This window comes from Scytonema sp. PCC 10023 (genome assembly GCF_963920835.1).
Classification (GTDB): Bacteria; Cyanobacteriota; Cyanobacteriia; order Cyanobacteriales; family Nostocaceae; genus Kalymmatonema.
The window spans coordinates 73,615-97,946 of record NZ_CAWUDP010000031.1 but is presented as its reverse complement, the minus strand read 5'-3'; the positions used below and the strand labels follow the sequence as shown (position 1 = coordinate 97,946).

General features: G+C 43.5%; 20 protein-coding genes and 2 pseudogenes. 14 read left to right on the top strand and 8 right to left on the bottom strand.

The window, feature by feature from the left end; translation table 11 throughout:
- The 3 genes and pseudogenes from ACM0OZ_RS19875 to ACM0OZ_RS19865 form a co-directional block, all read left to right on the top strand.
- Nucleotides 1-1,235: pseudogene (locus tag ACM0OZ_RS19875) on the top strand (filamentous hemagglutinin); the annotation flags it as partial.
- A gap of 10 nt (nucleotides 1,236-1,245) precedes the next feature.
- Nucleotides 1,246-3,894 carry a CHAT domain-containing protein gene (locus ACM0OZ_RS19870; RefSeq protein ID WP_414584545.1) on the top strand — a complete coding sequence of 883 codons (2,649 nt, stop codon included), beginning with the start codon at nucleotides 1,246-1,248 and terminating at the stop codon, nucleotides 3,892-3,894.
- Nucleotides 3,895-4,099: 205 nt separating this feature from the next.
- Nucleotides 4,100-4,261: pseudogene (locus tag ACM0OZ_RS19865) on the top strand (CHAT domain-containing protein); the annotation flags it as partial.
- A gap of 214 nt (nucleotides 4,262-4,475) precedes the next feature.
- Here the strand turns inward: ACM0OZ_RS19865 and ACM0OZ_RS19860 are convergent.
- Nucleotides 4,476-5,303: a DUF928 domain-containing protein gene (locus tag ACM0OZ_RS19860; protein ID WP_414584544.1), complete on the bottom strand. Its 828-nt coding sequence runs from the start codon at nucleotides 5,301-5,303 to the stop codon at nucleotides 4,476-4,478.
- Nucleotides 5,304-5,739: 436 nt separating this feature from the next.
- Between ACM0OZ_RS19860 and ACM0OZ_RS19855 the strand changes: the two genes are divergently transcribed.
- From ACM0OZ_RS19855 to ACM0OZ_RS19840, 4 genes are all read left to right on the top strand, one after another.
- Nucleotides 5,740-5,958: a hypothetical protein gene (locus ACM0OZ_RS19855; protein ID WP_414584543.1), complete on the top strand. Its 219-nt coding sequence runs from the start codon at nucleotides 5,740-5,742 to the stop codon at nucleotides 5,956-5,958.
- 121 nt (nucleotides 5,959-6,079) lie between these two features.
- Nucleotides 6,080-7,684: a phytoene desaturase family protein gene (locus ACM0OZ_RS19850; RefSeq protein ID WP_414584542.1), complete on the top strand. Its 1,605-nt coding sequence runs from the start codon at nucleotides 6,080-6,082 to the stop codon at nucleotides 7,682-7,684.
- Between the two features lie 37 nt (nucleotides 7,685-7,721).
- On the top strand, nucleotides 7,722-8,501 hold the full coding sequence (locus ACM0OZ_RS19845; protein ID WP_414584541.1) for an MBL fold metallo-hydrolase: 780 nt from the start codon (nucleotides 7,722-7,724) through the stop codon (nucleotides 8,499-8,501).
- Between the two features lie 177 nt (nucleotides 8,502-8,678).
- The gene (locus ACM0OZ_RS19840) at nucleotides 8,679-9,296 is read left to right on the top strand and encodes an HlyD family efflux transporter periplasmic adaptor subunit (RefSeq protein WP_414584540.1); all 618 of its coding nucleotides are present in this window, start codon (nucleotides 8,679-8,681) and stop codon (nucleotides 9,294-9,296) included.
- A gap of 43 nt (nucleotides 9,297-9,339) precedes the next feature.
- Here ACM0OZ_RS19840 and ACM0OZ_RS19835 read toward each other — a convergent pair whose 3' ends face one another.
- Nucleotides 9,340-9,540 (bottom strand): hypothetical protein, encoded by a 201-nt coding sequence (locus ACM0OZ_RS19835; RefSeq protein WP_414584539.1) that lies wholly within the window; start codon nucleotides 9,538-9,540, stop codon nucleotides 9,340-9,342.
- Nucleotides 9,541-9,740: 200 nt separating this feature from the next.
- On the opposite strand from ACM0OZ_RS19835, the gene ACM0OZ_RS19830 reads away from it, so the two are divergent.
- Together ACM0OZ_RS19830 and ACM0OZ_RS19825 are read left to right on the top strand one after the other, a co-directional pair.
- Nucleotides 9,741-10,004, top strand: coding sequence for a Calvin cycle protein CP12 (locus tag ACM0OZ_RS19830; protein WP_414584538.1), 264 nt, complete (start codon nucleotides 9,741-9,743; stop codon nucleotides 10,002-10,004).
- A 1,367-nt stretch (nucleotides 10,005-11,371) separates the two neighbouring features.
- Nucleotides 11,372-11,884 (top strand): hypothetical protein, encoded by a 513-nt coding sequence (locus ACM0OZ_RS19825; protein WP_414584537.1) that lies wholly within the window; start codon nucleotides 11,372-11,374, stop codon nucleotides 11,882-11,884.
- Between the two features lie 85 nt (nucleotides 11,885-11,969).
- On the opposite strand, the gene ACM0OZ_RS19820 is transcribed toward ACM0OZ_RS19825, so the two are convergent.
- The 3 genes from ACM0OZ_RS19820 to ACM0OZ_RS19810 form a co-directional block, all read right to left on the bottom strand.
- Nucleotides 11,970-12,986 carry an AAA family ATPase gene (locus ACM0OZ_RS19820; protein WP_414584536.1) on the bottom strand — a complete coding sequence of 339 codons (1,017 nt, stop codon included), beginning with the start codon at nucleotides 12,984-12,986 and terminating at the stop codon, nucleotides 11,970-11,972.
- A 77-nt stretch (nucleotides 12,987-13,063) separates the two neighbouring features.
- Nucleotides 13,064-13,378, bottom strand: coding sequence for a hypothetical protein (locus ACM0OZ_RS19815; protein WP_414584535.1), 315 nt, complete (start codon nucleotides 13,376-13,378; stop codon nucleotides 13,064-13,066).
- Between the two features lie 106 nt (nucleotides 13,379-13,484).
- Entirely contained in the window at nucleotides 13,485-13,664 is a 180-nt protein-coding gene (locus ACM0OZ_RS19810; RefSeq protein ID WP_414584534.1) for a hypothetical protein, read from the bottom strand.
- A 156-nt stretch (nucleotides 13,665-13,820) separates the two neighbouring features.
- Between ACM0OZ_RS19810 and tmk the strand changes: the two genes are divergently transcribed.
- On the top strand, nucleotides 13,821-14,480 hold the full coding sequence (gene tmk / locus ACM0OZ_RS19805; RefSeq protein WP_414584533.1) for a dTMP kinase: 660 nt from the start codon (nucleotides 13,821-13,823) through the stop codon (nucleotides 14,478-14,480).
- Between the two features lie 34 nt (nucleotides 14,481-14,514).
- Nucleotides 14,515-15,444 (top strand): DNA polymerase III subunit delta', encoded by a 930-nt coding sequence (locus ACM0OZ_RS19800; protein WP_414584532.1) that lies wholly within the window; start codon nucleotides 14,515-14,517, stop codon nucleotides 15,442-15,444.
- Nucleotides 15,445-15,455: 11 nt separating this feature from the next.
- On the opposite strand, the gene ACM0OZ_RS19795 is transcribed toward ACM0OZ_RS19800, so the two are convergent.
- From ACM0OZ_RS19795 to ACM0OZ_RS19785, 3 genes are all read right to left on the bottom strand, one after another.
- Nucleotides 15,456-17,261: a globin domain-containing protein gene (locus tag ACM0OZ_RS19795; protein ID WP_414584531.1), complete on the bottom strand. Its 1,806-nt coding sequence runs from the start codon at nucleotides 17,259-17,261 to the stop codon at nucleotides 15,456-15,458.
- Nucleotides 17,262-17,314: 53 nt separating this feature from the next.
- Nucleotides 17,315-17,632, bottom strand: a complete 318-nt coding sequence (locus ACM0OZ_RS19790; protein WP_414584530.1) for a hypothetical protein — start codon at nucleotides 17,630-17,632, stop codon at nucleotides 17,315-17,317.
- Between the two features lie 414 nt (nucleotides 17,633-18,046).
- Entirely contained in the window at nucleotides 18,047-20,455 is a 2,409-nt protein-coding gene (locus ACM0OZ_RS19785; RefSeq protein WP_414584529.1) for a pyridoxal-dependent decarboxylase, read from the bottom strand.
- 86 nt (nucleotides 20,456-20,541) lie between these two features.
- On the opposite strand from ACM0OZ_RS19785, the gene ACM0OZ_RS19780 reads away from it, so the two are divergent.
- The 3 genes from ACM0OZ_RS19780 to ACM0OZ_RS19770 all read left to right on the top strand — a co-directional run bounded on the left by ACM0OZ_RS19780 (nucleotide 20,542) and on the right by ACM0OZ_RS19770 (nucleotide 24,215).
- Nucleotides 20,542-20,679 carry a hypothetical protein gene (locus ACM0OZ_RS19780; RefSeq protein WP_414584528.1) on the top strand — a complete coding sequence of 46 codons (138 nt, stop codon included), beginning with the start codon at nucleotides 20,542-20,544 and terminating at the stop codon, nucleotides 20,677-20,679.
- Nucleotides 20,680-21,932: 1,253 nt separating this feature from the next.
- Nucleotides 21,933-22,298, top strand: a complete 366-nt coding sequence (locus ACM0OZ_RS19775; protein WP_414584527.1) for a hypothetical protein — start codon at nucleotides 21,933-21,935, stop codon at nucleotides 22,296-22,298.
- Nucleotides 22,299-22,604: 306 nt separating this feature from the next.
- On the top strand, nucleotides 22,605-24,215 hold the full coding sequence (locus tag ACM0OZ_RS19770) for an iron uptake porin (RefSeq protein WP_414584526.1): 1,611 nt from the start codon (nucleotides 22,605-22,607) through the stop codon (nucleotides 24,213-24,215).
- Nucleotides 24,216-24,332 lie beyond the last annotated feature (117 nt).

Here is a 24,332-nt window from a genome sequence, read left to right as displayed (position 1 = left end):
AATTACTGGTTCGAGATGGGGCAGGGGTTTCTAGTGGCACATCTGGTGCTGGCAAGGGGGGGAATTTGACGGTCAACGCCCAGACTGTGGAATTGATTGGCGTTGGCAAATCTGCCGTTGAACGGTCTTCCAGTGGCTTGTTTTCTGACTCAGAGACAACTGGGGATGCGGGTAACTTGACGATTAACACTCGTGAATTACTGGTTCGAGATGGGGCAACAATTTCTACTGCCACATCTGGTACTGGCAAAGGTGGCGATTTGACTGTCAACGCTAAAGTTGTACAACTCATTGGTAGAAATTCCAATAGCTTTTCCACTGGGTTAACTAGCAGTAGTCTCTCAAGTGGAGATGCGGGAGACTTGAAGATTAGTACCCAGCAGTTGCTCGTGCAAGATGGAGTTGGAGTATACGTAAATAGTACTGGAAAAGGGAAGGCTGGTGACATAACTGTAGATGCTAACTCTATCCTGTTGAACAACGCAGCCGAAATTAACGCTAATACTATTGGCGGTGGGGGAGATATCATTCTCAATTCACCTTTGTTATTATTACGTCGTGGCAGTAGTATCACGACTAACGCTAGTGGAGACAATATCACTGGCGGTAACATAACTATCGATGCTAAAAATGGCTTTATCGTTGCTGTTCCCAAGGAAAATAGCGACATCAGAGCAGATTCCGCTCAATCCCGTGGCGGAAATGTAACCATCAAGAATGCTGCTGGTATCTTTGGCATTCAGTCCAGGAAAGAACCTTCCCCACAAAGTGATATTACTGCTAAAGGAGCAACGCCAGATTTAAGCGGCAATGTGCAAATCAACACACCTGATATAGACCCCACTAGCGGTTTAATCGAACTCCCTACTAATCTCGTTGATGTCTCCCAACAAATTTCCACCGCCTGCACTCCTGGAAGTCGGCAATTTCAGAGTTCCTTTGTGTCAACAGGACGTGGCGGACTACCCATCAGTCCCACTGAACCATTACAAGATACAAGTACTTTGTCTGCGTGGGTGAGATTAAGACCAAAACCAGCAAATTCAGCTAAAACAACTTCCCCACAACCAACGGCAGTCTCAAATAGTACTAAAGTTGCTGCGGCGACTCCAATTGTGGAAGCTACTGGTTGGGTAGTGGATAGCAATGGAAACATAGAACTCGTGGCGCAATCTCCCCAAGTCACCCCTCACAGTTCTTGGCAAACTCCTGCTTCTTGTCCTGCATCTCAGTGAGGTGTGAAATATGCATCCATTTGCGCTGACCAAGCGACTCGTTAGATTTGCGGTAACGAATGTAGTTTTATTTACCCTTGCTTTTTCCCTAACTATTATCCCCAGTACATTCGCCAAACAACCCCAGACAAATTCACCCGCCGGATTCCACACCCAAACCACCAAACCTTCAACCACAACACCACAGCAACTTGTCTCTCAAGGAGAAGCGCTTTATCAATCTGGACGCTTTACTGAAGCTGTAACTGTTCTACAACAAGCTGTCCGCATCTATCAACAACAAGGTGACAACCTCGCACAAGCCGCAGCACTAACGAACCTCTCTCTAGTGTTTGAGCAACTCGGCTCATGGAAAGAAGCGTCAAAAGCTATTAATACTAGCTTAAATCTACTTGGCTGGGACAATACAAATCAAAAGTTAAATGTCAACAATCCCAAGTCAGAATTGCTAGAAGTTCTAGCACAAACTCTAGAGATTCAAAGTGGACTGCAACTGTCACAGGGACAGCCAGATGTATCTTTCAAAACATCACAGCAAGCAGAGGAAATTTGGAAGCGCTTAGGTAAACAATATAGTGCTGGAGTGACGCGCAGCCGTATCAACTCTGCACAAGCTCTACGAGTTTCTGGTTTTTACCGCCGTAGCTTAGATATCTTGAATACAGTCTCCCAACAGTTACAAACCCAACCTGACTCACTTGAAAAAGTCACCGCTTTGCGCTCCCTTGGTAATGCCCAGCAACAATTAGGTGAGTTAGAACAATCAAAAGAAAATTTACAACAAAGCTTAGAAATTGCTCAACGTCTGCAACTGCCTTTAGAAATTAGCTTAACAGAATTTTCCCTTGGTAATACGAATAGAGTCTTAGGTAATATAAAAGACGCGATCGCTCATTACGAAAATGCGGCTTTAGTTGCATCCAACCCACTCACCAAAGTTCAAGCTCAAATCAATCAACTCAGCTTGCTTGTCGAGAATAAGAATACAGCAGATGTAAAACTTTCGGATGCAACGTCTCCACTCATCTCCACAATCCAATCTCAATTAGGAACTCTGCCTACCACTCAAGCTGGTATCTACGCACGTATCAACTTTGCTCGCACCATAAACAAAGTTGGTGACAAAAGAAACATCGCCGAAATTCTAGCCAGCAGCGTTCAACAAGCTAAAACTATAGGTGACGAGCGTGCTCAATCCTATGCACTTGGCAGTTTAGCAGAAATCTACGAGCAAAACAATCAATGGCAAGAAGCACAGAAATTGGTGCTGCAAGCATTGTTTATCGCTCAAAAAATCCATGCTTCAGATATAGCTTACCGTTGGGAGTGGCTGTTGGGACGCTTGCTCAAAGCACAGGGAAATATTGAGGGAGCGATCGCTGCTTATGACACCGCAGTCGCAACTCTTGAGTCTCTCCGCACCGATTTAGTTGTGGTAAACCGAGAGGTACAGTTTAATTTTCGTGATAGCGTAGAACCTGTTTATCGCCAGTCAGTAGAACTGCTTTTACAACAGAAAGGACAAGGAAAACCTGATTTAGATAAAGTTCGCAAGCGAATAGAAGCCTTGCAATTGGCAGAACTAGACAATTTTTTCCGAGAAGCTTGCTTGAGTAACCAATTTGTGGTATTGGACAAAGTGGTAGACCGTGATAATCCTAATACTGCCATTTTTTATCCGATTATTCTAGATAATCAGTTAGAAGTTATCCTCAAACTTCCCAACCAACCGTTGATACGTAAAACTTCTGTGGTGAGCAGTCAGGAGGTAGAGCAAGTCATTACACAAATGCGAGGGACGATAGTCGAACCTGAAGCTAGTAAGAAATTTCAAGTGGTTTCGCAGCAGCTTTATGACTGGTTAATTAAACCAGTTGAAGCTGAACTCAAAAATAGTCGAGTGAATACTCTAGTCTTTATCCCAGATGGGTCACTACGAAACATCCCAGTGTCTGCATTGTATGATGGCGCATTGTATTTAGTCCAGAAGTACGCTGTAGCCATTAGCCCAGGATTGCAACTATTTACCCCCAAACCTCTAGCGCAGGAAAGATTAAACGCTCTTGCTGGAGGGCTCTCGCAACCACCGAAGAACGAAAAGTTTGCACCACTTCCCAACGTCAAGGTTGAACTGAAATTGATTCAGGAATCAGGCGTATCGACAACGATATTATTGGATGAAAATTTCAAAAGTACAACTTTAGGAAAAAGCATCAACGCCCAACCTTTTAGAGTTGTTCACCTGGCAACTCACGGGCAATTTAGCTCTAAAGCCAAAGACACTTTCATCTTAGCAGCCGATGGACGTATCAATGTGAGTCAATTAGATGGCTTGCTCAAAAGTAGAGAGCAAAAACGAACAGAGCCAGTTGAATTATTTGTTCTGAGTGCTTGCGAAACAGCAGCAGGAGATAACCGTGCTGCATTGGGATTAGCAGGAGTTGCTATTCGAGCTGGGGCGCGGAGTACTTTAGCGTCCCTATGGCAAATTGGTGATGATTCCACTGCTTTGTTTATTAGTGAATTCTACCGTCAGTTAACTACTGGCAAAACCATCGCAGAAGCTTTACGCGAAGCTCAATTAAAGTTGCTGTCTGGTACTGAATACACTCGTCCTCTTTACTGGGCACCTTACGTGTTAGTTGGTAATTGGTTGTAGAGAAACAGTTATCATTTGAACCAAGTTTTAACTGATAACTGTTTACTGTTAGAGTTGATTTATAAAGTAAATCTTAAGTAGGGTGCGTTACGGCTTTAGCCTAACGCACCACTATTAATATGGTGCGTTAGGCGCTCATGTGATGTTTTTCGTTACAAATCATTATCTAAAAGCTGCGCCTTAACACACCCTACAAGTTGGTGATGATTCCACTGCTTTGTTTATTAGTGAATTCTACCGTCAGTTAACAACTGGCAAAACCATAGCAGAAGCTTTACGCTCAGCTCAATTAAAGCTGCTGTCTGGTTCGCAATACACTCGTCCTCTTTACTGGGCACCTTACGTGTTAGTTGGCAACTGGTTGTAGAGAAACAGTTATCATTTGAACCAAGTTTTAACTGATAACTGTTCACTGTTAGAGTTGATTTATAAAGTAAATCTTAAGTAGGGTGCGTTAGTAACGCACCACCATTAACATGGTGCGTTAGGCGCTCATGTCATGTTTTTCGTTACAAATCATATCTAAAAGCTGCGCCTAACACACCCTACAAGAATTTTATGTTTACTTTATAAATGGTCTGTTATTTCACCAGAGGAGCCGTAGCAACATTATCCAAATTGACCGATTGCAATAAACTTTGCCAATCCCAAGCAAGAGATGCATCATTAGGATTCTTGTGGCGCATTTGTGCCAGCATAGTCAGAGAATCAAACCAAATACCATTAGCCGCATAGATTGCAACCTTTTGTCGCGGATCAACTGCTGCTTGCGACTGCTGCATCACACGAGAATCCAAATTGACTCTTTGAATGTCTCCTTCTACATAAATAGGAACACTCGCTATTTGTTGCTGATTGCAACGGACTTTTAAGTACCAGCGATATGTTTTCCCGATTTGCAAGGATGCATTGGAGGGGAGAGAAACACCTATGACACTAGGCTGTGGAGGTAGTGCGATCGCATTTCTAGAAATATCGTTTCCTGCACTATCCTGTAAGATAAACTCAGCACTAACTGTTAAATCCTGAGTGTAGGGAACGTAAAACCAAAACGTTGGTCGTTCAGAGGTGGTTAGTCCCCCCACAATCCCCGAAATTGGTTTGTCTGTTTGTTTACTAACCTTTTGTTCCTCTCGCAACGGTACTAAAGCAGTGAGTGCAGTTGGAACCGCAGGACAATTATCCCGGCTAGCCATTCCAGCCCTACGCCCAGATATAGTACTTAACCGAGATGGTGTCTTTGACCAAACAAAAACTGGTCGAGAGGAGCGTTGTTGAGGTGAAGTCTTACCTTTGGTTGGTTGTACAGGCTGCTTGGTCGTTGCTGGTTGTTGAGTTTGCGCTGTTACCTTTGCTGGATAATAGGTGACGCTGCTCAAAATCAGAGCGATTGTTAGCATCCATTTCATGGACTTCACAGGGTACGTACAGTTTCTGCTTACGGCTATCGTGATCATAGTATGAGGACTTACGCATTGATAAATCTCTATATTTATGTTCTTAATAGCTTTGAGTACAGTAAGTTATGCACTTGTACTGTCAGTCTGGCTTGACATTAGACCTCTTGCAAAAATGCTTGAAATGTCATGTTGAGCGTTCGCGCAGCGTGCCGGAGGCATAGCGAAACATCTGTCGAGATTCCTCGCTACACTGCGTTTCGCGACTAATGACATTCACAACTTTTCGACTTTTGCAAGAAGTCTATTCTCCCCACGCCTATAAGGCGAGGTTATTTGCGATCGCCTCATTGACATCCGAGTAACTGCTCACATCAATTTCCAGCACCAGATCGGGTGGCGGATCGGTATTCCAATCAATGCCCTCTTTACCAGAGACAGCTTGCCAATGGTCAATATAAATAGTCCCCCCACAATCCCCGAAATTGATTTGTCTGTCTGTTTGCTAACTCTCTGTTCCTCTCGCAACGGTACTAAAGGAGTGAGTGCAGTCTCAACCGCAGGACAATTATCCCGGCTACCCATTCCAGTTCTACGCCCAGATACAGTACTTAACCGAGATGGTGTCTTTGACCAAACAAAAACTGGTCGAGAGGTACGTTGTTGACGTGAAGTCCCACCTTTGGTTGGTTGTACAGGCTGTTTGGTGTTGCTGGTTGTTGAGTTTGGGCTTGTTAGGTTGCATTACAATACGTTTGAAGCACAAAGACTAGCACAGGATACGATCAGTGACACACCAAACTTCTTCTAAAACAGCATCTATCTTAGGTGATAAACAAACAGATGTCATTGTGATTGGTAGTGGTATTGGTGGTTTGAGCTGTGCAGCTCTTTTGGCGCGGTATGGTTTTGATGTCACAGTTTGCGAAAGCCACTCAATCCCCGGTGGTGCAGCGCATGCTTTTGAGCGTGATGGATTCAAATTCGACTCAGGTCCATCGCTTTACTCTGGGTTATCCTACAGTCCTTCTGCTAATCCTCTCAGGCAAGTGCTAGATGCAATTGGCGAGGAGTTACCTTGCGTCACCTATGATACATGGGGTTGCTGTTTACCAGAAGGAGATTTTGACACCTCCGTTGGTGCTGACCAGTTTTGTGAGGTGCTGAAGCAGTTTTGTGGCAATGAGGCTATCCTTGAATGGCGCGAGTTACAGCGTGTGATGGAACCACTGGCGCGTGCTGCAACGGCAATACCGCCAGCAGCTTTGCGTCTTGATCTAGGTGCAATTATGACTGTAAGTAGATTTGCCCCATCTTTATTTCCACATATTGCAGACATCGGCAAGCTTACAGGACCATTTAGCCGGATTATGGACGGCGTTATCAAAGACTCTTTTACGCGCAACTGGCTTGACTTGCTTTGTTTTCTCCTCTGTGGACTACCAGCAGATGGAACCAGTACAGCAGAGGTTGCATTTATGTTTGCAGATTGGTACCGACCAGGTGTGGTGCTAGACTATCCGGTTGGTGGGAGTGGTGCCTTAGTTGACGCATTGGTACGGGGACTGGAACGACACGGGGGTCGATTGATGCTGAACGCTCATGTTGAGCAAATTCTTGTAGAGACGCGCCATGGCGCGTCTCCACATAAAGCGGTAGGTGTGCGTTTGCGTGGTGGTAAAGAGATAAGAGCGCGTCGGGCAGTCATTTCTAATGCATCGGTATGGGATACGCTCAAGCTGCTTCCAGAAGGGTCAGTGCCAAACCAGTTTCGCCAACAGCGAGCCAGCACACCTGAGTGTGATAGCTTCATGCATCTCCATTTAGGTATAGATGCACAAGGATTACGCTCAGACCTTGCGTGTCATTATATAGTCGTTAATAATTGGGAAGTCGGTGTTACAGCTCCTCAGAACGTCATACTGGTATCGATTCCTTCAGTTTTAGACCCCTCATTAGCACCAGCTGGAAAGCACGTTATTCACGTTTATACTCCAGGTAACGAACCTTACGACTTATGGCAGGGAATGGACCGAAAAAGTGAGGAATATGCACGACAAAAACAATTACGTGCAGAAGTGATGTGGCAAGCTTTAGAGCGAATCATTCCGGATATTCGCTCGCGTTGCGATGTCACACTAGTTGGTACACCCCTGACACATGAGCGCTATCTGCGCCGTCATAGAGGTTCATATGGTCCAGCAATTCAGGCTGGAATTGGTTTCTTCCCTGGTTCTAACACACCTCTTCCAGGACTGCTATGCTGTGGAGACTCGACCTTTCCTGGTATTGGTTTACCAGCAGTCGCCACCAGTGGGATGATGACTGCAAATACGCTCGCACCCTTACACAAGCATTTAGGAATGCTTCAGGATATTGGTTGCATTGGTTAGGTCATAATAAATTTAGGTATTATCTTTACAAAAATTTATGTATTTAACTTGGTTAGACAGCAATTCTTGGCTGGTGGAAATCGGAGGGAAACGAATACTCGTTGATCCTTGGCTAGTTGGTTCGTTAACCTTTGGTAATTTAGATTGGTTCTTCAAAGGTTCCCGACCCCAAGAACGTCCAATACCAGAGAACATTGACCTGATTTTGCTATCTCAGGGTTTGGAAGACCATGCTCATCCACCAACGCTGAAGCAACTTGACCGCAATATTCCAGTTGTCGCTTCTCCCAATGCTGCCAAGGTAGTACAGCAGTTAAATTACACTCAAGTCACAACACTTGCTCATGGGGAAACTTTTACCCTGAATCAAAGCCTTGAAATTAAAGCAACTCCTGGCTCACTGGTTGGTCTAAATTTGGTGGAAAATGGATATCTCCTCAAAGAATTGGAGACTGGCTTTACTCTCTATTACGAGCCTCATGGGAATCATTCACCCACGCTCAAGGAAATTGCAAGCGTGGATGTCGTGATTACTCCGTTAATTGATGCAGCTTTACCCTTAGTTGGTTCAATTATTAGAGGGAATAAATACGCTTTAGAAGTTGCTCAGTGGTTGCAACCCCAAGTCATGCTATCTACAGCAGCTGGAGGTGATGTGATTTTTGAGGGATTACTCAACTCTTTACTTCAGACTAAGGGAACCATTGAAGAATTTCGTTCATTACTAGAAAAGAATAATTTAGCGACACGCGTGATAGAACCATTACCGGGCGATCGCTTTGAACTGAAATTATCCAAGCGAGCATTAAATGTTTGATTAACAGACTTTAAACTTTATTCTCTTTCAAGCCGACTTAATCCGAACAGCAAAATCTGAATGTTGATGAAAAGTCAAAATGAGGAGTTGGTTAATTGCTCGTGTCATCGCTACTTGACACTCTGCAGACACCTATCCGCGCAGATACTTACTTGGATCATAGTGGTTCTGGTGAACTTGCCCTCAGCAGCACATCTTGTTAACCGTGTGCCCTACGGTTGCAAGAAAGCAGTTTTTGCTACTGGTAAACTAGAACCATCTGGTACTGTAAAAGAAGTGCACGCACCTGTAGGTGCAGTGGTCAAAGAAATCTATGTTAAAAATGGACAGCGCGTAAATAGTGGGGAACGCCTATTGAGCCTTGAGCTTACAACAGCTAAAAAGTATCAGGAAATTAAAGCCCCTGTTTCCGGTAGTATCTCTGAAGTTAACGCACATACTTCAGGTTTTATGGTCACTTCCAGCAAACCAATTCTTAAGATAATTTCTGATTATCTACTGATAGCCAAAGTGCTGCTTACCAAAAAGGATATAGGTTTTGTGAAGGAAGGAATGACGGTAGATTTGCGAATTGATATCTTGCCCTATAGCGAATTTGGTGAAATTAAAGGTAATCTGATTTGGATCGGGTCAGATGTTTTGCCACCGGATCAAATTTATAATTTTTACAGATTCCCTGCTCAGGTTCGATTGGAACAACAGTCAGTATTGATGAATGGACGAAAGATGCCATTGGCATCCGGTATGTCTGTGACTGCCAATATTAAGATTAGAGAGCAGTGCCAAAGCATCTAAATTTGATGCAGCTTAGTACGTTCTCAAAGTTCCTATGTGAACCTCACAAAAAATCGATTTTTCCAAGAAGTTTAATGCCTGGTAGGTACTTGTGCTGTTCTAAGTGCGCGGCTGCTACTGGTGAATACCCTTCAATTTCTGCGGCTACCCTCGAAGCTTTCAGTTTTCCAGCTTTCACCTGGAAATGCGGTTCAAGCGGCTGTTGAGCAAGTAACGGAGGCAGAGAGAGCTTCCCAATAATCATTCCCAGTCAGAGACTGGGAACGAGGTAACACTCTTTAGAGCCGATTTAATCGTGAGAGGGAAAGTAACCTATGAGCATTACGGTTCTGCACACTGCATCATCCTAAAATCGAGCATATATTGGAGATGTCAGTTGCAGGGATAGAAACTCTGAACTGGAACTGTAAACCTTCAACGAAAGAGCGGATAAGTAAAAACTTGATGCCTAAAATCGTAAACGCTAGTCGGGAAGTAGCAAATCAAACTCCTCTAGAGCGAGCCATTCTAGAAGCTATTGAGCAAGCTCGTTCCACTTGTGACATTCAAGGAAATGCCTCTGCTGGCTGTGCTGTAGCCTGGGATATCGTCGAAGAATTGCAAGCAGAGAAATCCCATAGACAGGCAACAGAAAAGTTTAAAACATCCTTAGAGCATTACTGTGATGAAAATCCAAATGCGCCTGAGTGTTTAATCTATGATATCTAAGTTGAGTTAAATACTGTGTTATAGGCAGCTTGAAACTCGTCGTAATATAGAAACCCGTCCGAATTTTTGAAGATTCTGGCGGGTTTTCTATTTTTTATCGCAGATTTGGCGCTTGTTAACTTAAATGAAGAACTTCAAAATCTGGAAGTTGACCTGATTTATTAACTTGTGATTGAGTAATATCATGTCCGCTCAATTAACCACAATTTCTCAGAACCCCACCCCTTTATCCCCTCCCCGCTAGCGGGGAGGGGAGGCTAAGCGCAGATAAACGCGGGGTGGGGTTCACTCTTAATTATGGGCAATTAGACGGACATGATATAAGCTGTCAGAATTTGCCGTCAAAACTGCTGCTCTTGCTCATCCAACCAAATTTCTACCAAAAGAGTTAAACCAATAAGCCAAAAAAAGCAGAATCCCAAAAACCAAAACATTCCCGTCATTAGTATCACCTCCAACCAAGGCTTTTACTTACTTACCGTAAACGTAGCCTGCGCGCTAGACTTGAACTGGTCAACTAGAGTTAACTGCAAGAAAGGTGCCGATCTTGCCATGAGGTTTGCATTTAACTAGAAGTCATTAACCGTTGCATCTACATTTTTCACAAATCAAATACGACTGCTATATCTTCACGTTATCGAAATTTTTCTGCAACTCATCCTAAGTTGAAACAAAGTTTAAAAAATAGGACTTAGAGGTCATTTATAAAGCAATACGGTTCAGTTAAGGTTGATGTGTAAAAAATCACGTGTGTAGAGACGCGCCATGGCGCGTCTCTACATCGTGTTCCTAATAAGGGTTCTGGTCTTATCTAAACCGTATTGATTTATAAAGTAAATATTAAGTAGGGTGTGTTACGGCTATGTAAGGATTTGAGCGTTTGAGATAGTAAGAATTAGCCGTAACGCACCACCACTTGGGGTGCCGTACTCTCGTTAACGCACCCTACAATTTAAGGTTTACTTTATAAATCATTTCTTAAAAATCTTATAGCGGTTCTCAATTACCTACACTACACGGTAGTAGTTCATCGCATTACTTATGATACTTGTATAACTTTGTAGTAAGGGTTTTAGTCCTAGACTCTTTGAGCGCTTAAGCGCTCACTACAAAGCCTTCAAAACAAATGCGTTCTTACCAGTAGTGGTCTGTCCCATTAATTTTGATATATCGTACGGGTCAGAACCCCGACTTCTTTAAGAAGTCGGGGTTCTTGTAACCCATGAGAATTCATCAAACAGACCAGTAGGAACACGGCATTGAACAGCCCCTACCCTGTTGTGTTTAACCTTACAGCAGGTTTATGTGTTGCAAAGATTTTTAAAATTGGTATAAAAAAGAAGTTCAATGTCGTGAGGAGAAAAGCAATGCGATTATTACTAGGTGGAGCCATTCTGAGCCTTGGATTGTTTTCGGTGATTTTTCCAGCATCTACTTTCGCTCAAGCACAACAGTCGTCCGCGTCTGAAGCCCAAGTCAACAGGATGGTAGAAGCACTGCGGCTGGCTGCACCGAAAACTGGTACTGCAAATGATGGATATTATAGTGAATGGCAAGTCAAACCAGAAACCCTCAAAGGCTGGTCCAAAACTTGTCTCAAGAAGGAAGTGACACCTACAGAGTTTGAAAATAATTCTGGCTTAGCACGCCAAGTTGTCTCGTGCATTGCACGCCGCGAGTTAAATAATCAGTTGACTGCTACTGGTAGTAATGAAACGGCGGCTGTGCGTGGCGTTGCTTGTTGGTGGATGACTGGTAACTATACAGGCTGCAACAGTGGTTTCACTGGTGATTATGTGAAAAAAGTTGCAGGCTATTACCAACAACAGCGAAAACCAGCATCTAGTACTACTAAACCCGCAACTAGTCCATCGTCGTAACTGAACTATAGAGCAATAAGGGTGTAGAGAGAAATCACTACACCCATACACTCAGTGTCCACAAACAGCTTGCATATGTAAGTCCTCAAGAAAAAGCTTTTCCTGCACCTAGAATGCTGTGAGTCAGTTCGCCTCCCAACTCCACGAGTTCGTATAGTGCTTCATCTAGATGGCGATCGCAAATTAACATCTCATTTCCTTCATCTGCGGCAAACAGTGCGGCTTTCCGCATTAACTCACGGATAAAGGCTGCACTTACCCCTTCTGTACGTGCAATAAAAGGGTCCAAATTTTCCAAGGAAAGCTTCAAACCCTTGCTATAAAGTTCAAATAATCGTTGCCGACAAGTCGCATCTGGTAACGGTATCTCAATCGCAGTATCTACTCGTCCCGGTCGTGCTGCTAAAGCAGGTTCTAGGGTTTCTGGTCGGTTTGTGGTTAGGATAAATAAGATGTCTGCATCTTCATTTAACCCATCCATCTGATTGAGCTGCTCGAACAGCACCGCATTGCAACTTTTATTCTGACTTGTTCTTTCCTCAGCAATCAAATCAACATCTTCCACAATCAGGGTTGCAGGTTGCAGCAAACGTGCCATTTCACAAGACTTTTCAATCAAACCCATCCCTCGACCTGTCAATAAAATGATTGTCCGGTCTGGCATTTGACTTGCAAGATACATTGCTGTCAGAGTTTTCCCAGTTCCTGGTGGTCCGTATAAAAGCATCCCTCGTTTTAGGTGCCGTCTTGCTGTTCGTAGTTTATCAGCTACCCGAGAAAAACCTACAGATTGTCGCTCAATTCTTTGCAGTAATCCATCAGGTAAGATAATGTCGTCACGATTCAACGACGGTAGACGGTGAAACTGCACATTCATGCCCCTTCTATCTTCACTTTCTACCAAAGAAACGACTCGTCCCCGATAAACATTGCGCTTGCGGATTGAGTTTCGTAACTGTGCGAGAAAAACTTCTGCTTGGGTACGTTCGCTTGCCATAACCTCAATGGTAATTCCCGAACGCCAGGTGTATTCACTAGCACCACGTAGCATCACAGCCAAGCGGAAATCACCATCACAAATCAGGTAAAGACCTGATTGCACGCAAGCTAGGAGTTAGTCATTGTCCAGAGGAATGTTGATATACTGTACGGAACCGGGAGTCGGTTGTACCGTTCCCATCATCCCCCCTTTATGGTTGCCAATTGGGATAAATTGACCCCCATTTGTTCGTAAGGCGTAATCACACCCAATAATTCAGCAGAACGTCCTACTTGTGCCAAATAGTCATCCATCGCAAGTTGTAAATTGGGATGGTCTGCTTTTTCAAATTGTTGAGAAATAATCGGGAGGGTTTGCGGGTCTTGGGAGAAATGTGCGCGTAACTGACTCTTGAAGAAAGATTCCTCAACTGGAGCTGAAGTTGTGACTTGGTCAAGAAACTTCTTGAAGGAAGCACCAAAGTCATTTACTGACAAGGACTCATCATCAGACATGGTAAAAAATCCCCTTTGTGCTACTTGCTAGTGACTCTCTACCAGTCAGTTTTGTTCATTGACGCTGCTATCGAAACATCCCCACCCTGTTGCAGGAATTACGGCGTTAGGTTAATGCACATGACTTGACACTCTGCTGTGATTTCATTCGCTTTTGTCGCTTGGCAATGAGTTTCTCTTTCTTTTGCTTTTCCATAACTTTACTCAAGCCAACGGCTACCATGTATGTCATTTCTGCCGCTGTTTGATATGCTAGTTTGATATCTGCTTCCTGTTGCTTGCTCATAGCCAAATTCGCCTATTGCTATTACTACTGCTTATTGCTGGTTGCTATAAAGAATACAATGGCTTTCAATAGTTACGCTTCATCCTGTAGGATCACCCAATCGGGTGATATTCAAAGAGACATTCTCAAAATCGGTAGCAGCAAAATTCAAAAAACATGAATGGCAGATTGATTGTATTTGAAGGGGTGGAAGGTTCTGGCAAAAGTAGCCAAATACAGCTAACGCAAGAATGGTTACAAAGTTTTAAGACTTCTGTCGTTGTGACTCGTCAACCAGGAGGAACAGAGTTAGGGTTGCATCTACGAAAACTGTTGTTGTCAGGTAAGTCTAACTCAATTGCAGATAGGACAGAGTTACTCTTGTATGCTGCTGACCGATCGCAACACGTTGAGCAAGTTATCAAGCCAGCTATCCAAAACGGGGCGATTGTTTTGTGCGATCGCTACACCGATTCTACCATTGCCTACCAAGGCTGGGGACGCGGTTTAGATATCAGTTTAATTGATCAGTTAAATGCGATCGCGCTCGGCGCAGTGGCGGAGCCAATCACCACATCCGGGTTACAAAGCGACCTGACTTTGTGGTTTGATGTTGATGTAGAGGTCGGACTTGCTCGCAAACGAGGAGACGAGGATACATTTGACCGCATTGAACAAGAGACCATAGACTTTCATCGTCGCGTCCAGCAAGGATATGCTCAACTGTATGCATCTTACCCACAGCGAATTGTCCGTGTTGATGCTAGCTTAAGTAAAGAAGCTGTACAACAACAGATTCAGGCAATTTTAACCTCTAGGCTGGAAGGTTGGGGCTGAGGGGTAGTAGTGGTCAACTAATGACTAATGACTAATGACTAATAACGCATTTGCACCACTTGTCGGGCAACACGCAGCAGTAGAATTACTGAAACAAGCTGTACTAAAAAATCGTGTAGCGACCGCATATCTGTTTGCGGGTCCAGAGGGTATAGGACGGAGTTTAGCAGCACGATGCTTTGTGGAATTGGTATTTGGCTCACATCAAAACCGTGTGCGACAAGGTAATCACCCAGATTTGTTGTGGGTACAGCCAACTTACCTGTATCAAGGACAACGACTAACAGCAACCGAAGCCGCAGAAAAAGGAGTCAAGCGCAAAGCACCGCCGACAATTCGCTTAGAACAAATTCGGGAAATTACCGAGTTTCTCAGCCGTCCGCCGTTGCAAGCACCAAGACACATGATAGTGTTAGAGCAAGCAGAAACAATGGCGGAAGCAGCAGCAAATGCCTTGCTCAAGACTTTGGAAGAACCCGGACAGGCGACGCTGATTTTAATTGCGCCTTCGGTTGAGTCTGTTTTGCCAACGTTGGTGTCACGCTGTCAACGAATTCCTTTTTATCGTTTGGATGCAGCAGCAATGGCTCAAGTTCTGAAACAAACAGGACATGAGGAAATTTTGCAGCATTCGGCAGTTTTGAGTGTTGCGGCTGGGAGTCCGGGAGATGCGATCGCATCTTACCAACAACTGCAAGCCATTCCCCCTGAACTCCTCAAAACCGTAACCAAAGTGCCTTCATCCTACCGTGATGCTCTCGAATTAGCCAAACAAATTGATAAGGATTTAGACACAGAAGCTCAATTGTGGTTAGTTGATTATTTGCAACAGTTTTACTGGCAGCAAAAGCGTCAACCAAGCATAATTAAACAGTTAGAACAAGCTCGTAAATCTCTGCTTTGCTATGCTCAGCCGCGCCTTGTTTGGGAATGTACACTTTTATCATTCGTTATGAGTGATTAGTTTAGTATCACTTAACCATCGCTCGTCATCTCAGTTGAATTCTTCAGAGATTGATATCTGGAACCATCTGGCATAATTGCACCTTCAAGAAAAGCACCAGTCAGTTCATTAACACTAACTTTGGCATATTTCAAATTTGCACCTGTCAGATAGGCACCCTCTAATTTTGCACCACTCAAACTGGTATATTTCAAATTGACACCACTCAGATTGGCATGGCTCAAATCTGCACAAATTAAGTTGGCATGACTGAGGTTGGCGCTACTAAAGTTCACATGGCTCAATTGAGCAAAACTCAGGTTGGTATGGCTTAAGTTGGCACCTGATAATTTTGCTCGCTTGAGTTTGGCATTGTTGAAGTTGGCATGGTTCAAATTGGCATTGCTAAGATCCGTTTCGTTCAAATTGGCTTCGCTCAGATCCGCTTTTGGCAGATGAATATTCATCAATTCTGTATTTGGAGCATCCAATCCTATCAGCGGAATACCATCTTCATTTAAATCTTGAAGTGCCAAAATTCTGGCATAGCTGACTCTGACACCGTGTGCAGCATCAATCGTGCTCCACGCTTGGTAGTGAAATTGTTTTCGGCGATCGGGTGCTTCCTTTATAAACAAAACTAAAGCAATCACGAGACTAACAGTATCAACACTGTTTACAATCTCTGAAAAAAAGGAATTGTCATCGACTATTACAAAAATGCCCTCTAATACAATGAGTGAAATAATCACAACTTGCCATGCTGGCAGTGTCCAGAAAGCATTAACAATTTTTTCTGGTATTTGCTTGAGAATTGCACTCCACTGTTGAATAAGCGATTGAGGTTGAAATGTCTGAAACTTGTGTTGAAGCTGTGTCTTGAATGCTATGGGCTGTTTTGATATTGCAGCTTTCTCATCATGAGCAGCTATTGAAGATTCTGCCTGAGCGCCTTGTAACATCTTAGCAGTGATCGCTCCAAAGGCTTTCACCCAGGCTTGCTTGACTTCAGGCGTCCAATCTGCTTGAAGATACTGTTCAAACGTTGTGAGTAAGGCTTTTCCGACCGCAGGATAGTATTTAGCAAGTGCCCCATAGCCAACGTGTCTGGCTCCCAATGCACTGAGAACTTGCCCTAGAGATTCTGGGTTACGGAGATTCTCTACAACTAAGATTAGAGCATTTAACAGCTTTTTCTGTTGTGTTACCATGTCAATGTTGGCAAACAACGGTTTCACCTCTGGGTGGGCGATAAACAAGTTCTCGTAGAAACTGGCGACGAATTCTTCAGCACGTGGCTTAATAGTGGCAAAACTCTTTTCTAGCAAATCTGCCGGTAATTCGTCCGCCTCTTTTTCTGCAACGTTAGATGCGGTTGGTGTTTCAGATGATGCAATAATCGCTGAATCCTCTAATTCAACAGCTGCATGAATTTCATTTGCACCTTTTAACATTTGATCTGCGATCGCACTAAACGCATCGACCCAAGCTTGCTTGACTTCAAAAGTCCAATCCTCTTGGAGGTACTGTGCAAACGTCGTGAGTAATGCTTCTCCCACCGCAGGATAGTATTTAGGAATAGCTCCATATCCAATGTGTCTGGCTCCCAAAGTATTGAGAACTTGTCCTAAAACCTCTGGGTTACGAAGATTTTCAACCACTAAAACAAGAGCATTCAACAGCTTCTTTTGTTGTGTTGCCATGTCAATTTTGGCAAACAACGGTTTCACTTCTGGATAAGCAGTGAATAAATTTTCGTAGAAGCTAGCAGCAAACTCATCGGCATGAAGTTTAACTCGCTGAAAACTTTCTTCTAAAAGCTCAATATTTAAAGACATATTTTCCGTAGCTCTGAATCTTTCTTTGCTAGTAGGAACTAGAAAAGTTTATATTAAAACGTCAAATTCTCTAATTCTTGCTCCACAATTGCCATAAACTCCTTCGCATCCTTGATACCCATTTTTGCTAATGCTTCCCACTCTTGAGATGTGTAATCTAAATCGTGTCCCATCACGTCTTGAGCCCAATATGGTAACCGTGATGGGTTTTCCATAAGCTGATAAGTTAACTTCAAAATTTCTGTACCAGGCGTTTTTTCTCTAACCTTTGTTGCTAAACAAAAAGAAAGTAATTTTGCTAAGTTGCTTTCCGGCGGAATCGATGTTAAAAAAGCCATGTTTTGTGCTAAGAGAAACTTGTCAATTTTCATGGAAAATACTCCTTTTCTCTACCTAAAATTTAAAATTTGCTATTCATTTTTGAGAGGTTCCTGCCACTTCTAGCAGGGTTCTTTAACAGTTACCAGTTATCAGTTATCAGTTATCAAAAATCAGTTATCAGTTATCAAGTACCCGCAGTATCAAGATGTCCCAAGTCAATCTTCTCACTGGTCACTGTTCACTGCGGCTGGTACTGTTCACTGCGGCTGGTACTGTTCACTATTTTAAAGGCTTGAGTCATGCTTGCAGAATATCCTGAACTTTGTTAAATTTGCTGTTTGAATGTTCAAAAACTTTTGGTAACTGTGCGATCGCATCTGAAACTTCACTTTGTCGTTTCAATATCAGCATTGAGCCACTCCCCTAACTAGAAGTTAGGGGATTCTGGCAAAGAGTTAAGACAATTAACTCCGAGATGACAACACTAAGAATTGCGAGAAGTTCTGCAGAAATTCCTCCATCGACAAGGTACTATCTTTGTCAACATCGCTCATGTTCCAAAACATCTTGATGTCTTCATCTTCATAGCCCAAGGCTTTAAATTTCGCCTCGATTTCAGAGACTTCCAGAACCCCATCTTGATTCTTGTCAACATCTTCAAAGACCTGAAGAAGTGCATCTCGGAACAGAGAATCAGCAACCGCCTGACGAAACTCATGTTCGAGAACATCGAGAAATGTCCCCTTTGATGTTTCTGCAAGCCACGGTTCGAGTACCGTAGAACGCAGTACGGTGATAGACGAGCCTGTTGCTCCAGATACTCCTAGTAGACGCTGCTTATAGTGTTCGATGAAAACTTCACCGTAATGAGCAGCGTCAAAATCTGTAGTACTGACGATGAGCCTATAACCGTAAATATCCTCACCTGGGTCAATGCTGAGTTTCTCATAGATAGCCCTATTAAGGCGGTTTGCCAGAGTTAAATCTGTGTTGAGCGAGCCATCCGGATGTTTGAAATTAAACGCGTAGGTGATAATATTTTGGTCTGGACCGATTTCTGAAAGCAGATGCAGGGCTTCTTTGTCCGCCAAGAGTTGATCATTACTTGCTTTATCGATTCTGTCCTGAATGAATTGAATTTGTTGCGCTACATCAGAACCGGAAATTTCTGCGGGAAGTCGAGGGACGGGAACGATAACGAAACGGTCTTCAGGACGCGCCATACACAACAGTCGCGCATAAAGTTTCTTACAATTAAACAGAGCCTTGCCAATGATTCTGCCGTATCCACTCTTTGTGGGGCGAATAACTTTGTGGCTGAGATATACAGAAGCAGCCGCAGCTCCTGGCTTTGACCCCTCCAAGCCATAGATGCCAACCGTGGGTTCTGCTTCGCCGTGGTACATATAGGGAGCAGCGAATGTCACCAAATCCCGCATTGCGGAATTGCGGTAGCACAACGCCCCGGCTGGGTATGGAATGTAGCCGGATTTATGAGGGTCTACCGTTATCGAATCAGCATTTCCCAGAACTTGGAACTGCTGAGTGACATACGAACTTAATCCAATCTCAGTAATCAGTTCTTCTTTTGTCTTAGTCAGCTGTGGTGTGTTAGTCTCATCTTCGCGAAGAAGGGTGGCGAAATAACCGCCCCAAGCCGCATCAGCATGAACGGTAAATTCTAGTCCTTGGGAGCGCAACTCTTCTCGCAGCTCAAGAATATTCTTCAGGGGGTCAGTTGCACTTTCTTCGGTGCTTCCCATGACAGAAACCACTGTATATACCGGTCTACGCTCTTGCAGGCAATCTTGAAGAATCTTTTTGACTTCAGTGAAACTCATCCTGGCATCTTCATCTACAGGAACGTCAATCAGGTTCGTCGCTCCAATTCCCAGCAATGCCGCTGCCTTTGGAAATGAGTAGTGTTTCGTTGCTGGTACTAGGAACACAGGCGAAGACTTGATGTCGCTCAGGAAGCGGCGTGAAAACTCCGCCATTCCAAGGTTTTGCAGTGAATACTTAGATAGGACATCTGTTAGGGTTTCGCTCTTAATCTGATACTCCTTATACAGACGAGTCGGCAATGCCACGATGTCATCACCTTTGAGGTTGAGCACTGACCAAGTGTCTAGTTCAATCAGAGGTTTTGACCCACCGGTGGGCAGGGAAATACTGATATCTTTTGCAGCTTTTAGTGACGGTTCATTTTGCAAAGCTGCTTGCAAGGCAAGGGGATAAAATTTCAAGTTTCTTGCTGCCCAAATCGCCTCAATGTTGGCAACAGTTCCACCACAAGTGATGTGTCCCCAAGGGCGAATCGCCCCTTTTTCGATTTCTGCCTCATCTGGTATGCTGTATCCCAGCATTCGGCAAAGGTCGTCTCCTACCAAGATTTCCAAAAGCGTTGTTGCCGTTGACCCTTCAAAAGCCACATTGTTGGGGTTGTACAGCATTGCCGCAAAATAACCTAGGATAGATGGCATTGTCGTATCCCAGTTCATGTGCCCTTGATAGCGCATACTGAAGAACGGTACAGACTTCTTCAAAAACGCTAACAATGAACGGTAACTCTCCTTGAGAGTATCAATTGCCTCTACGTAATCTGACTGTCGCTTAACTTGCTCGGTGATGTGAGTTGGATCGCCAGGATGAAAGTTTCGACGCCAAAACGCGTGGTCACGAATCGCTTCTACGATTAAACGCTCAAGTTCATCGGCATTTTCTGCTTTTGTTCCTAAAAACCATGCTTCAACTGAACGAGTTCCCAGACCTTCAAGATGGGGTACTTCTCCAAATTTGAAGAATTTGTTTAGCCCGTTATTCTTACCTAAACCATTATTTTGAGAACCGTTGTTATGAGAGTTGTTGCTCATTTTTTCACCTTTTGTGTAAGTTTTGCAGGCAACTGCCTGGACACCAGTCATTCATGACCGAATAATCCGCAATTGGTATTTAAATTGTGGAAAATAATGACGAATTACGAATTATCAATGACGAGTTTGCTTGTCATGTTTCATCCTCAGCTAAAGTCATCAGTGGATTTTTCAAGAAAGAGAGATTTCTACCAAATAGCAGTCAGCCTTCAGCAGTTAGGTAAACGCTAATAGTTGATAGTTTTCATCTGTATACACTGTTTGAATACAAGCTGGTATTAGCTACATATCTAGACTCAGTGCTAGGCAAATGTCAAAATTTTTATCTTTATCGTGAGCTAGTGTGCTAATTCTAGCTGGACACAAGAATTTTGGTAATTGAGGCATGAATTTACATCTGAGATATTAACTTATTTTTATTTCAATAGGTAGATGCGTCGTACAAAATCCTAAAAAAAATTAATAAAAAACTTGTCCCGCTTTTCCTACTTTTCTTACTTGACAAAATTCAATTTCTTTAAATTAGTACTACTATGTGCTGGTTTTCCTTGCTTTTACATAAATTTTTCAAACTTTTCCTACCCTCTTCCACCTTGAAACCTCCCACTTTGGCAAAAAAGTAGGAAAGGTAGGAAAGGTAGGAAAAGCAGGAAAATAAAAAATATTTAGTTCACGTCTTGCACCACGTGAGAACTGTAAAGTCTTGCCTATGCAATCTACAGTCCACAAGAAAAGGGCTTATTATTATCTACATTGTTTGACTGGTAATAGTCCCAATAGGCTTTACAAATGCACAAATGAGATGGTAGATTTTTTTTTACTCGTTCCCCTACCTCGTTTAGGAACGCTACATAGTTATCTGCAACCTTCAATCTGACATATAAAAACTATTCAACTAACTCATTTAGCCAAAAAATGTTTTGATATTGACGAAGGAAATAGAAGATTTCCAGGAAGTTCAAGATAACAGAAAAATCATAGTGATAGATTCGTGTTCCACAGTTGCTGTAAAAAAGGTAATTTGTATAGAAATGCTCGAATTATCTGTTCTTTTGTTAATACATGACTTAAAATATTGTTCCACTATTGTTCCACTACGAAAATAGTGCATTGTGTTAGGCTGCCCCCAAGGGCACTGGCACGTGTGCGATTGGCTTTGCCACTGCGCTTTGCGCAATCGCCTAATTCATACCTTGATTCAGCAACGCTATCTTCACAGTACTTTTTTTCCACATTGTTAACAGGTAAATATCAAATTTAACTTTCTAGATTCACACCAAAGATGAACGCAAATAATAACCTAGAATCGTCTGTTTCACAGCTCCAAGAAAAACAGCCCAGCATACGCGAAAGATTCTTCAATAAGCTAAAGACCGAACATCCAAATCTGCACGCTTTATATGTCACAAGTAATGTAATACTCATCTGGAGTGGCTTCATCCTCATCTTTGACTCATGGGCTCAAGGAACAAATTTGATGGCAGAACCAACCCCAGAGATTGCTATACAAGTGCCTATTCGTCACTTTTGCTTATTATTGCTGGGTCTAGCAATGCTCTTGCTGGATGACTTATCCTTGTATGATCTAGTAATGATGAGGAAAACTCATTCAGAAAAAAATCTTGAGGAGATGGATCTCAGGGAAAAGTTTTTCCACAACTTCAAAATCCAGTATCCCAACCTGGCAACTATTTATACCTTGATGGGGGTCATAATTACTTGGACTGGATTATGGGGTTTGACTTGGGATATCCCTGTTCAACCATTATGGCGATCGCTACTGACAATTCTTGTTGGCTTCCTTCTGCTCTACCTTGACGATTTCAGATTGGACGAAATCTAGAGCCAATTTATACTTTTTCTGAAGGTTAGCTAGGGTTGACCAAGAAAGAACGATAGATACAGAACTCAGGAATCAGAATATTAAACGCGTTTTTGGGTAAGAATTAAGAGTTCTGGTTCTGAGTATTGGTCTGGTGTCCCCGGATTTATCCGTGGAGATAAAGAAAGTTTTTTCCTTTCTTAAATCCCCCGGATTCCATCCGTGGGCATATTCTGATTACTGCATTCTGTGTTCTGTGTTCTTCTTAAGTAAACTTTGCGCCAACTTAATCAGCAACGCCGACTATTTCATCGCCCGATCTTGTTCATGAGAAAGATTTTCCAAAGCTTCACGAGTGCAATTACCTTCTCCTACCTACTTTTTTCCAATAATCCCGGACTAGCCCAGACTGCTCCAACCAATATCATTGCCCCTGAAGAGATAGCAGAAACCATCTCCCAAGCACAGGCTGACTCGACTAACTTAGTTGGTCAAGTGACCTCAGTGAGCCAACTAGCAGATGTGCAGCCTACAGACTGGGCTTTCGGCGCACTCCAGTCTCTAATTGAGCGCTATGGGGTGATAGCAGGTTACCCCAATGGCACATTCCGGGGTAACCGAGCAATGACGCGCTATGAATTTGCCGCCGGTTTAAATGCTGCCCTTGAGCGGATCAATGAACTCATCAGAACGGGAAAGGAGGATTTAGTTTCTCGTGATGACTTGGCGACGTTGCAACAACTTCAACAAGAGTTTGCCGCCGAGTTAGCAATGTTGCGGGGACGGGTAGACGTTTTGGAAGCCAAGACGGCAGAAATAGAGGCAAATCAGTTCTCCACAACCACCAAGCTAACTGGTCAAGTTATCATGACAGTGAATGCCGGAGGATTTGATGGGGAACGCATCATCAGCCCTACAGGTGAAGAGATTACTCGTTCTGACCCGAATCCTACGGTGGCTTACCGAGCTCTGGTAGAGTTGAATACCAGCTTCGTTGGTACAGACCTGTTGAAAATTGTTTTCGACACAGGTAGCGATGCCGGTGAAGACAATCCCGCAGGATTTCTAGAGCCGTCTTTCGGTAGTGTCCAAGACTTCTCGGTTTCACCACCCGTTGACAACCAATTCATACTGGATCTGCTGTACTACACCTTTGAGCCGTTTAAGAACTTCACAGTGTCTGTTGGACCTAATATTCGCACTATCAGCTATTTTGACCGTAACAGCTACGCTTACTTAAGCTTTCAAGACTTTAGCACTCAGGCATTTATCAACAACTACATTCTCGCCCCTCTCAATGGTCCAGCGGCAGGTGCAGCAATTGACTGGAAGCCTGGCTCAGGACCGTTTTCAGTGCGGGCTTTGTATGCAGCATCAGATGCAGCCAACCCAGGCGATGAGGGATTTATCCCTGGTGTAGCGTTGTTTGTTCCCTTGCTGTATCCTGATGGAGGTGGCGACCAAGGTTTGTTTGGCGACACGTATCAGGGTACAGTTGAACTGGAATATGCGCCCTCGAAAGCTTTTGCCCTGCGCCTCCAGTACAGCGGCGGCGAATTATTTGACAACCGCTATGACGTATTCGGAGTAAATTTCGAGTTAGCTCTTTCACCGAAATTTGCTATTTTTGGTCGTTATGGCTACGGTAGCTACAATAACACTGCCTTTGGCGACATCAAACCCAACTACTGGATGGCGGGAGTGGCGTTTCCAGACTTGTTTACCCGAGGTGCTTTAGCTGGTATTGCCGCAGGTCAACCCTTTATTGTTAGTGAGATTGGGAATGCCACTCAAACCAACTTTGAAGCATTCTACAACTTTCCTGTCAGTAACAACATCCAAGTCACGCCTTTGATTCAGGTTATTACCAATGCTTCCAACCAAGAGGCAAATGGTACGATTGTCACTGGCACGTTGCGAACAGTTTTTTCTTTTTAAAGATGATATTTCTGAAGGATGATAAATCTCTTCATTCTTTTCTTTTCTCGATTTAGAAGGATATACAACTTCAGATGACTGGTAGAGACGTTATGTGTAGCGTCTCTACCTTGAAAG

What these genes read in the sequence shown, in the direction of transcription:
- tmk (WP_414584533.1), top strand. Translation starts at nt 13,821, where the DNA reads ATGAATGGCAGATTGATTGTATTTGAAGGGGTGGAAGGTTCTGGCAAA.
- ACM0OZ_RS19835 (WP_414584539.1), bottom strand. Translation starts at nt 9,540, where the DNA reads ATGATTATTGGGAAGCTCTCTCTGCCTCCGTTACTTGCTCAACAGCCG.
- ACM0OZ_RS19825 (WP_414584537.1), top strand. Translation starts at nt 11,372, where the DNA reads ATGCGATTATTACTAGGTGGAGCCATTCTGAGCCTTGGATTGTTTTCG.
- ACM0OZ_RS19860 (WP_414584544.1), bottom strand. Translation starts at nt 5,303, where the DNA reads ATGAAATGGATGCTAACAATCGCTCTGATTTTGAGCAGCGTCACCTAT.
- ACM0OZ_RS19855 (WP_414584543.1), top strand. Translation starts at nt 5,740, where the DNA reads ATGGTCAATATAAATAGTCCCCCCACAATCCCCGAAATTGATTTGTCT.
- ACM0OZ_RS19815 (WP_414584535.1), bottom strand. Translation starts at nt 13,378, where the DNA reads ATGTCTGATGATGAGTCCTTGTCAGTAAATGACTTTGGTGCTTCCTTC.
- ACM0OZ_RS19830 (WP_414584538.1), top strand. Translation starts at nt 9,741, where the DNA reads ATGCCTAAAATCGTAAACGCTAGTCGGGAAGTAGCAAATCAAACTCCT.
- ACM0OZ_RS19775 (WP_414584527.1), top strand. Translation starts at nt 21,933, where the DNA reads ATGGCAGAACCAACCCCAGAGATTGCTATACAAGTGCCTATTCGTCAC.
- ACM0OZ_RS19800 (WP_414584532.1), top strand. Translation starts at nt 14,515, where the DNA reads ATGACTAATAACGCATTTGCACCACTTGTCGGGCAACACGCAGCAGTA.
- ACM0OZ_RS19870 (WP_414584545.1), top strand. Translation starts at nt 1,246, where the DNA reads ATGCATCCATTTGCGCTGACCAAGCGACTCGTTAGATTTGCGGTAACG.
- ACM0OZ_RS19810 (WP_414584534.1), bottom strand. Translation starts at nt 13,664, where the DNA reads ATGAGCAAGCAACAGGAAGCAGATATCAAACTAGCATATCAAACAGCG.
- ACM0OZ_RS19790 (WP_414584530.1), bottom strand. Translation starts at nt 17,632, where the DNA reads ATGAAAATTGACAAGTTTCTCTTAGCACAAAACATGGCTTTTTTAACA.
- ACM0OZ_RS19845 (WP_414584541.1), top strand. Translation starts at nt 7,722, where the DNA reads ATGTATTTAACTTGGTTAGACAGCAATTCTTGGCTGGTGGAAATCGGA.
- ACM0OZ_RS19795 (WP_414584531.1), bottom strand. Translation starts at nt 17,261, where the DNA reads ATGTCTTTAAATATTGAGCTTTTAGAAGAAAGTTTTCAGCGAGTTAAA.
- ACM0OZ_RS19770 (WP_414584526.1), top strand. Translation starts at nt 22,605, where the DNA reads ATGAGAAAGATTTTCCAAAGCTTCACGAGTGCAATTACCTTCTCCTAC.
- ACM0OZ_RS19785 (WP_414584529.1), bottom strand. Translation starts at nt 20,455, where the DNA reads ATGAGCAACAACTCTCATAACAACGGTTCTCAAAATAATGGTTTAGGT.